This is a genomic window from Planococcus sp. BI3 (genome assembly GCF_056680115.1).
On sequence record NZ_CM155266.1, the window covers coordinates 35,254 to 48,658 of the forward strand.

The following is a 13,405-nucleotide window of genomic DNA, read 5'->3' on the forward strand; positions in this document are numbered from 1 at the left end:
TTCATGAACAGCAAAGATTTACTCGCAGCAATTCCATACAAGCAGATTAAAGGTGAGTTGCCGGAAACACTTGAACATCTGACAATAGATTCCCGTGACATTAAAGCGGGTTCGCTTTTCGTCTGCATCGCCGGCTATACAGTCGATGGCCACAATTTCGCACAGCAGGCAGCAGATCAGGGAGCAACAGTGATTGTGGCTGAAAAGCCGTTGGCGATCGATAATGCGACAGTAATTACTGTCGAAAGCACTTCACGGACGCTTGGCCTTCTGGCTGCTAAATTTTACGATTATCCTTCCAAGCTTCTGCACATGATCGGTGTCACCGGCACAAACGGCAAAACCAGTGTAGCTGGAATCCTGCATTCAATGCTGATGAATCTTGGAGAGAATTCAGCGTTGAGTGGAACGATCGGCTTTAATCTGAATGGCCAATTGCATCCTTCGGCCAATACGACAAACGATGCGCTGACGACGCAGCAGATGATTGCGCGCGCACGCGATGAAGATTGCTCGCATATGACGATGGAAGTTTCTTCGCACGGATTGATTCTGGGCCGATTGGCTGGAGTGGAATTCGACACCGCGATTTTCACTAATCTGACGCACGACCATTTGGACTTCCATGGAACGATGGAAGAATACGGCCATGCCAAAGGTTTATTGTTTTCCCAGCTTGGCCAGGATCTCGCCAACCGGAAACAGGCCATTTTGAATGCAGATGATCCGTGGTCCAATGAAATTGCAAAAATGACCCCTCATCCCGTGTACACATACGGCATTCACAATGACGCACAATTTCGGGCAAAGGACATCGAATTGACGCATACGGGAACAACATTTACGCTGGAGTGTTCCGAAGGCCAATTTCCTGTAACGATGAAATTGCTGGGCGAATTCAATGTTTCCAACGCGTTGGCGGCTATTGCCGCGCTGTATGCCGAAGGGTATAAAATGGATGAAATCCTGAAAGCTCTGGCGACGATTGCGCCGGTTGAAGGCCGCATGCAGAAAGTGGAGGTCGAGGCGCCTATCTCGGTTTTCATCGACTATGCGCATACCCCGGATGCTATTGAAAAAGCGATTGATGCTGTCCAGGATTTCAAAACCAATAAAATCATTTTCCTGGTGGGGACAGGCGGCAACCGCGATAAAACAAAACGCCCCATCATGGCGGAAAAGGCTTCGGTTGCAGATTATGTCGTCCTCACGACAGACGATCCACGCGATGAAGCCTATGACAGTATTTTAGGTGATTTGGAAACAGGCATGACCCACAGCAACTTTGCCTGCATCGGCGACCGGGAAGAAGCGGTCAAGCATGCTGTGCAACAGGCAGAAACGGGTGACATCATCATTCTTGCTGGAAAAGGGCACGAAGATTACCAAATTATCGGCAGCACCAAATACCCGCACAGCGACAAAGAAATCGCAATACAGGAAGCAATCAAGAAGTTTCAGTGAACAAGTCTACCCAAAAAAAATAGCGGTGTATAACCCAACCAGCCCGGCCACTTCGCTTTCGTGGGCTCAGCTTCAGCCAATGCCTTTCCTGCGGGGGCTTCAGCTTTCACTGATTCCACAGGAGTCTTCTTGGCCAGCCCAGTTGGGGCGTGTTGCTTCAATCAAAGATAGAAGCCTGCTAGCAAGTTCGAGAAAAAATAGTCAAAACAAACTTGGTAAATCCTTCACTCAAGGATCCGGAGCGCAAGGCGGCGAAGGGCAAAGATATGCTCCTGCACCGCTACGCTGCTTCGTCGCAAAGATAATGGCCGAACTCCCTTCGGCCATTATCTTTCCTGCGGGAACAGCGAAGTGCCGAAATCCACTCGGGCGCCAGTCCGAGTTAGTTCGGCGCGAGCCCGCGGAAAGCGTCCGCCTGGAGTGCAGGATCCGGTGTAAATATGATGAAATGCGTATTTATTCTTCAAATGATTCAAATACTCTTTTGTCTATAAGCTCAAAAAGAAGCCACAGAGGCTTCTTTTTTTCTGCGGACGTTGAAATTCCTTGTTTTTTTAAGTTTCCTTCTCTAATATGAAGAGAGTAGATTAAAGGAGCGTATAAACATGTCAGACCAATTAAAGAATGAAATTCAAAATAGAAGAACCTTCGCCATCATTTCCCACCCGGATGCGGGGAAAACGACCTTAACCGAAAAACTGCTGTTATTCGGGGGAGCGATACGTGATGCCGGAACAGTCAAAGGGAAGAAAAGCGGCAAGTTTGCCACATCCGACTGGATGGAAATCGAAAAGCAACGGGGAATTTCCGTAACTTCTTCTGTAATGCAATTCGATTATGCTGGACACCGCGTCAATATTCTCGACACTCCTGGACACCAGGATTTCAGTGAAGATACTTACCGTACATTGATGGCCGTCGACAGTGCTGTCATGATCATCGATGTCGCCAAAGGAATTGAAGCACAGACCGTCAAACTATTCAAAGTTTGCAAAATGCGCGGCATTCCGATTTTCACCTTTATCAACAAAATGGACCGCCAAGGCAAAGAGCCGCTTGAATTAATGGAGGAACTTGAAGAAGTTCTTGGAATCCAATCCTACGCGATGAACTGGCCGATCGGCATGGGCAAAGAATTCCTCGGCATTTACGACCGTTTCAATAACCGTGTCGAACCGTTCCGTTCTAAAGGCGGCCGATTCCTGGAGCTGGGTGAAGACGGCAAATTGCTTGAAGACCATGAAATGACAAAATCCTCTTATTATACACAGGCAATGGAGGACATCGAATTACTGAACGAAGCAGGCAATGATTTTTCAATTGACCGAGTGAAAAAAGGCGAATTGACGCCGGTGTTCTTCGGCAGTGCCTTGGGCAATTTTGGTGTTGAAACCTTCCTGGAAACGTACCTGCAGTTTGCACCATCACCGCAGCCGCGTGATACGCAGGACAAAGAGGAAATCGATCCGATCGATATGCCGTTTTCAGGGTTTATTTTCAAAATCCAGGCCAACATGAACCCAGCTCACCGTGATCGCATCGCCTTTGTGCGCATTGTCTCGGGCAAATTCGAGCGGGGCATGAATGTGACATTGGCGCGTACGGGCAAAAACATCAAATTGTCGCAGACCACGCAGTTCTTGGCGGATGACCGTGAAATGGTCAATGAAGCCGTCGCTGGAGACATCATCGGTCTCCACGATGTGGGGAATTACCAAATTGGAGACACCATCACCAGCGGCAAGAAGTTCGAATTTGAAAAACTGCCGCAGTTTACTCCTGAGCTTTTCATGAAAGTGACGGCTAAAAACGTCATGAAACAAAAGCATTTCCATAAAGGGATTCTTCAGCTTGTACAAGAAGGCGCCATCCAATACTATAAGACGCTCCATTTGGAAGAAGTTATTCTCGGTGCAGTCGGCCAACTTCAATTTGAAGTGTTCGAACACCGGATGAAACATGAATACAACGTAGATGTACGGATGGAGCCGGTCGGTTCCAAAATTGCACGTTGGATTGAAAACGAAGAAGATGTCAAAGAATCGATGTCAAGTGGACGTTCCATGCTTGTACGGGACCGTTTCGATAATTATGTCTTTTTATTCGAAAACGAGTTTGCAACACGCTGGTTCCAGGATAAAAATCCGGGCATTCGATTATACAGCCTGCTATAAAATTAAAAACCTGCTGCCGGCAGGTTTTTTTTATTTTTTTCAAAAAAGTGGCAGATAAGTGAACACGCTCTGTAAAATTTGCGGTTGCCTGGGATTTTTCTTATGATATAAGAACACAGCGAAGAGAGGGTTTGAAGAAATGAAAATAAGTGATTTTTCTATAAAGAGACCTGTCTTTACACTGGTCATTATGTTTTTGATCATTATTCTGGGAGCGGTATCATTTTCCCGTATTCCCATTACGTTAATTCCTGAACTTAATCCGCCGATTGGCGTAGTAGTGACTAATTATCCGGGCGCGAGTCCTACTGAAGTAAGTGAAAAGGTGACCAAGCCACTGGAGGCAAACCTATCGACCTTGCCAGGGATCGAATCGATTCAATCGAATAGCCAGGAAGGTTCAAATTTTATTTTGCTGGAATTTGATTGGTCGACGGATATCGATGATGTTCAATCAGACATCATGCAGCGGATCGATCAAACGCCGATTCCTGATGATTCAAATGATCCGCGCTTCTTGAAATTCGACCCTTCTCAATTCCCTATTCTTCAGCTGTCCCTGCGGTCAAGCGACCCGGATGCAGATGTACGTGTGATTGCGGAAGAGCTGGAAACGGAGCTTCGCCAAACAGATGGTGTGGCCAGCGTTAATATTTCCGGTTCTTTAATAGAAGAAATTCAAATCGAGTTGGATCAGGCAGAGCTTGAAGAACGTGGCCTGCAGCAATCGGATGTTGTACAGCTGATCCAGGCAAATAATATCTCATTGCCAGGAGAACCGATTGAAACCGAAGATGGCCGTAATTTGACTACCCGTATCATCAGCACCTTGACAAGCGTTGAGGAAATACGGGAGTTGGTCCTGACCATCGATCCTTTAGAAGGCGACAATGTGACAATCTCTGATGTCGCCGAAGTCAATATAAGTGAACGTGAAAGCAATAGTGAAACAAGAACCAATGAAGAACCGGCTGTCCTATTATCAGCACTGCAGGAATCTCGGGCAAATACAGCTGACGTGTCAGATGCTTTCCAGGAACGGCTGGATGAGCTGCTGAGCGAAGAACGCTTCGAGGGAGTCGAAGCGGATATCCTGTTTGATCAGGGGGATTACGTCAAGCTGGCCATCGGTAATATCGGCCAAACCCTGGTGCTGGGTGGGATTTTTGCGATGCTGGTCTTATTCTTTTTCCTGCGTGGCATTAAGAGTCCAATCATTATTGGTGTGGCGATTCCCTATTCAGTCATTGTCACTTTTGTTCTGATGTTTTTTGCTGACTTTGCTTTGAACATTTTAACTTTGGGTGCCTTGGCTCTCGGGATCGGAATGCTTGTGGATAACGCAATCGTCGTTATCGAGAATATTGAGCGCCATTTGGCGATGGGCAAGAATTCGAAGAAAGCCGCTTCCGAAGGCGCGAAGGAAGTTTCGGGTGCAATTATTGCTTCAACCCTGACCACTGTCGCTGTTTTTATACCGGTTATATTCATTTCCGGTTTGATTGGAGAAATTTTCTTTGAATTTGCCTTAACGATTTCATTCAGTCTTTTTGCTTCATTGGCGGTTGCTTTGACTGTCATTCCGATGATGGCTTCAAGAATGCTTGGAAAACCAGGTGAAAAGCCAAAAGTACAAAAAGACACCTCAAGAAGTATCAAAGCTTTCGAAGGATCAGTTGTCTGGGCATTGCGCCACAGAATCCTCGTTTTGTTTACCGCGCTCGTGTTATTGGTGGTCGGTGCTTTTGGGGTGATGCAAGTTGGTACAGAATTTATTCCGGCGACAGACGAAGGCTTTGTCAGCGTCTCTGTCGAACTTGAAAATGGCTCTTCCAGAACGGCGACGGATGAAGTCGTCAATCTGATTGAAGAAGAACTGAAACTTGAAGAAGATGTCGATGTTTACGTCAGCTTGATCGGTTCGACTCAGCAGGGACAGGCGCAAGGTTCCTCCTCATCGAACACTGCTGAAATTTATGTGAAGCTGGTGGACCTGAAAGACCGGGACCGTTCCATTTTTGAATTCGTGGATCAAGTCCAGCCGCGGGTTCTGGAAATTGTAGGGGAGCAGGCGTTGGTCAGCTTCAACTTGCAGACTGCAGCGGGATCTGCGCCGAATACCTTGTCCTTTACTGTAACGGATACGGACCGGGCACAGCTGGATGATGCGGTCGCCGATATTGAGGCCGCCTTAGCCGAACTTCCGGAAGTAACAGAGCTGACGAATGATCGTCAGGAAACGATTGATGAAATCCAGATGACTATCGACCGTGATGCGGCCACCGAATATGGTTTGCCTCCCGCCCAAATAGCTCAAGCGGTCAATAACATCACACGAGGGGTTTTGGCTACACAGGTTTTAACGGAAAATGATGAAGTTCTGAGTGTTTATGTGGCTTACGAAGAAGGAGAAAGAGACAGTTTAGAAAAGCTTCGGACTCTGTCTCTTCGGACACCTGCCGGAGAATTCGTTGAGCTGCAAGAGCTGGCTGACATTGAAGTTGCCCAGGGTCCTGTCAGCATCCAACGGGTGGATCAGGCCGACAGTGTGTCTTTCACATTGCAGCATCAATCGAGTATTACATTGGGCGACATGTCTGATAAAGTGGATGCAGCGATTGAAGAGTTGGATTTAGATGAAAATACGAGGATTTCGTTTGGCGGAGACCGGGAATTGCTGGATAACTCCATAAACGATATGATGCTTGCCGTTGTGCTTGCCATCGTGCTGGTCTACATTGTCATGGCTGCACAATTTGAATCCTTTAAATATCCACTGGTCATCATGTTCACCGTCCCATTGATGGCGATTGGTGTGGCGATTGCGTTGTTTGTCACACAGACGCCAGTCAGCATCACTGCAGTCATCGGCTTGCTGGTTCTGGTAGGTATAGTCGTCAACAACGGGATTGTGCTGGTTGATTACATCAATCAGCGGAAAGAAGCAGGCATGGATTCCTATGATGCCATCATCACTTCTGTCCATGATCGCCGCCGCCCGATTTTAATGACGGCGTTGACGACTATATTAGGCTTGCTTCCTCTGGCAATTGGAATTGGGGAAGGAACTGAAATTAATCAGCCGATGGGGATTACTGTAATTGGCGGACTCATCAGTTCAACTTTGCTGTCCCTGTACATTGTGCCGATTGTCTATAGTTTGTTTGATCGGCAAACGAGAAGAATGAACAAAAAGTAAGCCTTCGGGTTTACTTTTTTTCTTTTTGCTGAAAATTATTGGAAAATTTAGTATGATTGTAAAAAGGGGCTGAAGCTATGAAAGAAGTTGTATTTACAGGGTTTCCGGGATTTATTGCCAGTCAATTAATTTACAAGCACGCACAGCAAAATGAAAGGATTTCGGCCATCATCCTATCCTCGGAAAGGCCAAAAGCAGAAAGGGAAGCCAAGCGCATCCAAAAAGAAACCAATTGCCGGACAATCAGATTGATTGAAGGGGATATCACCAAAAGCGGTCTTGGAATCACCTATGCCGACGCAGAATACCTAAAAGGGAAAGAAGTAACATTCTGGCATCTTGCCGCCATTTATGACCTGGCAGTTCCAAGAGATATCGCATGGAAAGTGAATGTGGAAGGAACCCGCCAAGTAAATGGATTTGTTGCCGGCTTGCCCGACTTGGAGCGCTATGTCTATTTCAGTACGGCGTATGTAGCAGGCAATCGGGAAGGGACCATTTATGAAGATGAGCTGAACCGTCCACAAGCTTTCAAGAATTTTTATGAAGAAACCAAGTTTGAAGCGGAATTGCTGGTCGATGAGCTGAAGAAAACGATGCCGGTCACCATTATCCGCCCCGGTATTGTCCGGGGCCATTCAGTTACTGGCGAAACCATTAAGTTTGATGGCCCTTATTTTTTCCTTAATCTGATTGACCGTGTTAAGTTCCTGCCCGTCATTCCATATGTGGGACGTTCGAAATCTTATATTAATGTAGTACCGGTCGATTATATCCTGGATGCCTCCATCTATCTCAGCAAGTCGGAAGCAGCAGGTGGGCAAACGGTCCATCTAACAGATCCTAATCCTCATCCGGTGGAGGAAGTTTACCGTGGCATGGTCAACTTGATGACTGGAAAAAATCCGAAAGGGCGATTGCCGCACAATCTGGCGAAAGCGTCTTTGTCGGTTGCTGCAGTAAGAAAAGGGCTGGGGGTCGAGAGTGAAACCTTGGATTATTTAACATGGTCCGCAGATTTTGACACAGGGAATGCTGAACGCCTTTTGAAGGGAAGCGGCATTCACTGTGCTGATTTTCTTGTAACGATGCCGGCGATGGTGGATTTCTATAATTTGCATAAAAAAGACAAAAACTTTCAAATCCCCATCAGTTAAACTTTCCAAAAAAATAAAGTGATGCTATACTAACATTACAAATCAATACACTTTGACTTTCAGTCAAGGGGGAGTAGCTATAGGGAAACCTATTTCACAGTCGTCAATACATGGTTAGTAGCCATCGGTTGTGATAGCAAAAGAATTTTGCTTAGCGAGACCTTTGCCTTTATTTAGGCGGAGGTCTTTTTTGGTGGCAAAAATAGGAGGAGAAAGCAGAATGGAAGCAATTTTATTGGAATATGCCTGGGTCTTATTGGTTTTAGTGGGGCTTGAAGGTCTACTGGCTGCGGATAATGCAGTAGTAATGGCGGTAATGGTCAAACATTTACCGAAAGAGCAGCAGAAAAAAGCGTTGTTCTACGGATTGGTAGGAGCTTTCGTTTTCCGCTTTGCAGCATTGTTCATGATTACACTGCTAGTAAATATCTGGCAAATTCAAGCACTTGGAGCTGCTTATCTCCTGTTCATCTCGATTAAGAGCATCTATGATCAACGCAAAGGGGATACGGATGAAATTCTTGAAGGCGTTGATGCAAAACCTGAGAAAAAAGGTTCAAGTTTTTGGATGACAGTATTGAAAGTTGAACTGGCTGATATTGCTTTTGCAATCGATTCTATGCTGGCAGCGGTTGCTTTAGCCGTAACCTTGCCGCATTTGACTGTCTTCAATATGGAAGACATTGGCGGCATTAACTCTGGCCAGTTTATGGTGATGCTTGCCGGTGGATTGATCGGCGTTATCATTATGCGATTTGCAGCACATAAATTTGTGCAATTGCTTGAAAAATATCCACAACTTGAAACAGCTGCGTTTGTTATCGTTGGTTGGGTCGGAGTGAAATTATTGGTCATGACCCTATCCCACGAAAATGTTGGAGTTCTTCCACATGACTTCCCGCATTCTACACCATGGACTCTTGTCTTCTGGACAGTTCTTCTTGGCATCGTCGTAGTAGGTGGAATTCTGGGAGTCAAACAGAATAAGGAACAGATTAAGGAACAGGAATCTAAATAAGAACTTGGTCCTGTAAAGAAATCAGGGACAAAAGGTGCATTGAATCCAATTCAATGCACCTTTTTTCTATAGATTGTTAACCCATAAGTTTTTCTATAGAAGACGAATCGGCTACCCACAAAAGAATCACTTTAAAAGCGAATAATGGTAAGAACAGAAAAACCTGCCTCTTTTCAATTGAATCCTTCAAAGTTACAATCAAGTAGGCAGTGACTTTGAGAAGAGGTGAATGGTGTGCTTTTGACTTTATTGAGTGGAAGATTTGGACGGATCAAAAAATCCAATGCTGAAATAATGGTGTTGCAGGCACAGGCGGGTGATGAGCAAGTATTGCATGACTTGCTTTTTTCCTATTCACCTTTTATGAAAAAGACAGCATCTCAAGTATGCAAACGGTTTATTGACGACCACGATGATGAATACAGTGTGGCACTTTCCGCATTCAACGAAGCGGTGCAAAAATTTGATCAAACCAATAATGCTTCATTTCTGACATTTGCCCATATGGTCATTCGCAGGCGTGTCATTGATTTTATACGCAAGGAAAGCAGGCGCGAAGAATTCAGCCATGATTTCATGCCCGCCGCTGAGCCGGAAGGGCATAACGGCATTGCCGATCATGCGGCATCCCTTGCTTATAGTACCAAGCAACAAGATGAAAAAAGACGCGAGGAAATTGCCTTATACGAAGAAATGCTACAGGAATTCGGTTTGTCGTTTCAGGTGCTGGTTAAAGTGTCGCCGGCTCATCAGGATGCACGCATCACTGCCATCCAGATTGCCCAGCTGGTGGCTGAAACCGATGAATATAAACAATACTTAGTGGAAAAGAAAAAGTTGCCGATCAAAGAGATTGAAAAATTGGTGAAGGTTTCGCGCAAAACGATTGAACGCAATCGAAAATACATAATTGCAATGGCGTTGCTGCAGATGAGTGATCTGCATTTCTTAAAAGATTATTTGAAGGGGCGGTTAAACTGATGAGGAGACAATCGGGAATTTGCATTGAACTGAATCATGACCGCTCCATTTTTTTGGTGGAGGATGGCAAGTTCGTTAAAGGAACACCTTCAGGCAAACCTTCGATAGGAGAAAAAGCTTCTTTTTATCCATTCGAAAAAAAATCGGCAATTCGATGGCAGCCAGTTATGGCTCCTGTCATAGCAGCAGTTGCTGCTTTTCTATTGTTTATGTCTGTTTTAGTCTTTCCGGCTGAAGAAGCCTTTGGGTATGTTCAGGTCCAAATCAATCCAGGTGTTGAACTGGGAATCAATGACCAATATGAAGTGGTGTCAGTCCGTCAATTGAACAGCGACGGACATGACTTGATCCATCAGCTTGGAGATTGGGAAAATGATTCTCTCTTAAACGTATTAAAGCGGGTCTTTGATTTAGCTGTAACGGAAAAGACGCAAGAAATTATGATTACGGCAGTCGAAGAAGATGGCAGTGAATTTGACACGGCCATAAAGAAAGTCGTTCTGGCGGTTTCTTCAGGCGTGGAAAATGAACAGCTGGCGATCCAAATGAAAGAAGCTACCAAGGAACAATGGCGCCAATCAAAAGAAAATCACATTCCTGTCGGCCAATTGATCAAGAAAGCCGAAACCTTGAAAAATCAGCCGGAACCTAATGTGCAGAATTCAGGAGAAAAGACGGAAACTGTGACGGATCCAAAAGAAGGCAAAGCAGCCGATAAACAAAAAACAAAAGCGAAAAAAAATAACGATAAAGAAAAAAAGAACACCAAGCCTGAAAATGAAAAGAAGGCGATTCCTCCCGCAGCAGAAAAGAAAAAAGTTCCCCCTGCAGTGAAAAAGAAACAAGACGATCCATCACCAGAGGCAGAGCAGCCAAAAAAACCAAAATCAAACAGCAAGCCTGAAGAACCTGGAAACAACAACAAGAATTCTCCTCCAGCAAAACAGCAGGAAAAGGCCAAGCCGACAAAGCCTGTCCCTAAAGAAAAACCGCTTGAGAAAAAAGAACCCCCCCATTCTGAAAGCAAAGCTCGAGAGCACAGTGAAGCACCAGGACAGCAGAAGAAAAATCATGCACCTGCAGCCAGCAGCAATTCAATCAACAAAGCTGAACTTCAGCCATCACTGGACCAGGAAAAGAAAAAGGAGCAGTCACCTGATCAGAGCCGCAGGGATGAACCGCAAGATCAAGCAGGAAACAAGGGCTCTTCGAATCCAGGAAACAAACAAGGAAATAACGCGAAAGAGTAGAAGGATGCCTTCTGCTCTTTTCATTTTGACTGGATGATTGGAGCAGGGGATCCGCTGATATCGGCAGTTCAAGATGGGCAAAATTGCGTTGGGCATTAAGCAATGCGATGCAGTGTACATTAGATATGCACCAATCTTCGCAACTCCATAACAGGGGGTGAAAGCTGGGTTTTTGCTGCTTAATAAATAGATTTTCGATTTCCCTTTCTTTTTGCTTGTTCTTTTCATAGAATGAGAAGAGAGTAAAACGCTGAAGGGAATCAATGTCCTATGAATAGATCATTTCAAAAAGTACGGAATCTTACACCTGCACAGGCAATCGTTTCGTATTACTTTGTAGCAATTGCAGTTTCCTTCTTATTATTAAGGTTGCCCAATGTCCATCAACCGGGGATGACCATCCCGTGGATTGACAGTTTGTTTACTGCGGTAAGTGCTGTCAGCGTAACAGGATTGACGGTCATTAACGTAGTTGAGACCTATACGACTTTCGGCATTGTTGTTTTGATGTTTATTTTGCAGCTTGGCGGCATTGGCATCATGTCCATCGGCACGTTTTTCTGGCTTCTTGTCGGCAAACGCATCGGCTTGCGTGAACGTCAGCTGATCATGGTTGACCACAACCAATCAAGCATGTCCGGTGTAGTCAAGCTGATACTTGAAATCGTAAAAATCCTGTTGCTGATAGAAGCAGTTGGCGCTATTATTCTGACGATTTATTTTACGCAATTTTATCCAACATTCCAGGAAGCTTTGATTCATGGCGTATTTGGTGCAATAACAGCTACAACAAATGGCGGATTTGATATCACTGGCGAGTCATTGGTGCCTTATTTCAACGATTATTTTGTGCAGATCATCAATATGATCCTCATCATTTTGGGGGCTATCGGGTTCCCTGTACTGATTGAAGTAAAGGAATTTCTGTCAAACAAACAAAAGTATTTCCGGTTCTCCTTGTTTACGAAAATTACAACAAGCATATTTGCTATTTTGCTGGCTGTCGGAGCCATCGGTATTCTGCTGCTGGAATCGTTCAATGCATTTAAAGGAATGAACTGGCACGAGTCTGCATTCGCCGCAATTTTCCATTCGGTTTCTTCTCGTTCCGGTGGATTGGTGACAGTTGATATTACACAATTCAGTGATGCGACAAATGTCTTCATGAGTGCGTTGATGTTCATCGGTGCTTCGCCAAGTTCGGCAGGTGGCGGTATCCGGACAACAACTTTTGCCATCGCGATCTTATTTTTGATTAATTTTGCGCGAGGAAAAAACACCATTCAAATATTCAAGAGGGAAATTGAACTGATTGATGTCTTCCGTTCTTTCGCTGTTATTTTCCTGGCATTTTTCATGGTGCTCGTTGCAACAATCGCATTGCTTATCACAGAGCCACAGGCAACAATTGTAGAAGTTATCTTTGAAATCACCTCGGCATTTGGAACCTGTGGGATGTCATTGGGGATAACAGATGACTTGTCGTCTACTGGCAAGTTTATCATTATGGCGCTCATGTTCGTCGGGCGTGTCGGCTTGATTTCGTTCCTCTTCACAATTGGCGGAAAAACAGATCCAACTAAATTCCATTACCCGAAAGAGCGCGTAATCATTGGCTAAATCATTGAAGATGTAATTTTGGCGAAAAAAGACTATAATTAGCATAATGCAGCTTAAACAGTGGAAAGAGTGAATAGGATGAATGAAGATATTAAACAATCGCTGAAATTATTTATCGTGTTGTCGCGTGCACATAAAGCAATTACTGAACAAACCAATCAGTTTTTTCAGGCAAGCGGAGTAAATCCCACTGAATTTGCTGTTTTGGAGCTTCTATATCATAAAGGCAAGCAGCCGCTTCAAAAAATAGGCGGCAAGATTCTATTGGCCAGTGGTTCCATCACGTATGTAATCGATAAGCTTGAAAAAAGAGGCTATATTACACGGGTTAATTGCCCGAATGACCGCCGCGTGACGTACGCGGAGATATCTGAGCAAGGCAAGGAATTCATGGCAGAGATTTTCCCTGAGCATGAAAAGAAACTGCATGAATTGACGGATGCGCTGTCAAGTGAAGAAAAAGAACAGGCCATTGAACTGATGAAAAAACTGGGCTTGTCGATTAAAGACCTATCATACTGAACAAAGCAAAAGGCCATCCG

Annotated in this window: 9 protein-coding genes; all 9 read left to right on the top strand. The window is 44.9% G+C overall.

The features are described from left to right. Window positions 1-3 precede the first annotated feature (3 nt). The 9 genes from AC1MEO_RS00190 (at window position 4) to AC1MEO_RS00230 (ending at window position 13,385) form a co-directional block, all read left to right on the top strand. On the top strand, window positions 4-1,464 hold the full coding sequence (locus AC1MEO_RS00190; RefSeq protein WP_480333575.1) for a UDP-N-acetylmuramoyl-L-alanyl-D-glutamate--2,6-diaminopimelate ligase: 1,461 nt from the start codon (window positions 4-6) through the stop codon (window positions 1,462-1,464). A 605-nt stretch (window positions 1,465-2,069) separates the two neighbouring features. After that, a complete protein-coding gene (locus AC1MEO_RS00195) occupies window positions 2,070-3,638 on the top strand; it encodes a peptide chain release factor 3 (protein WP_480333577.1) in 1,569 nt (522 codons plus the stop codon). A 139-nt stretch (window positions 3,639-3,777) separates the two neighbouring features. Further along, window positions 3,778-6,837: an efflux RND transporter permease subunit gene (locus AC1MEO_RS00200; RefSeq protein WP_480333579.1), complete on the top strand. Its 3,060-nt coding sequence runs from the start codon at window positions 3,778-3,780 to the stop codon at window positions 6,835-6,837. A 77-nt stretch (window positions 6,838-6,914) separates the two neighbouring features. After that, window positions 6,915-7,994 (top strand): SDR family oxidoreductase, encoded by a 1,080-nt coding sequence (locus tag AC1MEO_RS00205; protein WP_480333581.1) that lies wholly within the window; start codon window positions 6,915-6,917, stop codon window positions 7,992-7,994. 220 nt (window positions 7,995-8,214) lie between these two features. Then, complete coding sequence (locus AC1MEO_RS00210; RefSeq protein WP_480333583.1) at window positions 8,215-9,012, top strand: TerC family protein; 798 nt, start codon at window positions 8,215-8,217, stop codon at window positions 9,010-9,012. 234 nt (window positions 9,013-9,246) lie between these two features. Beyond that, entirely contained in the window at window positions 9,247-9,993 is a 747-nt protein-coding gene (sigI, locus tag AC1MEO_RS00215; protein WP_480333585.1) for an RNA polymerase sigma-I factor, read from the top strand. Next, entirely contained in the window at window positions 9,993-11,243 is a 1,251-nt protein-coding gene (locus tag AC1MEO_RS00220) for an anti-sigma-I factor RsgI family protein (protein WP_480333586.1), read from the top strand. The genes sigI and AC1MEO_RS00220 overlap by 1 nt, the downstream gene beginning before the upstream one ends. Before the next feature lie 270 nt (window positions 11,244-11,513). After that, window positions 11,514-12,863: a TrkH family potassium uptake protein gene (locus AC1MEO_RS00225; protein ID WP_480333588.1), complete on the top strand. Its 1,350-nt coding sequence runs from the start codon at window positions 11,514-11,516 to the stop codon at window positions 12,861-12,863. A gap of 78 nt (window positions 12,864-12,941) precedes the next feature. Further along, window positions 12,942-13,385 (top strand): MarR family winged helix-turn-helix transcriptional regulator, encoded by a 444-nt coding sequence (locus tag AC1MEO_RS00230; protein WP_480333590.1) that lies wholly within the window; start codon window positions 12,942-12,944, stop codon window positions 13,383-13,385. Window positions 13,386-13,405 lie beyond the last annotated feature (20 nt).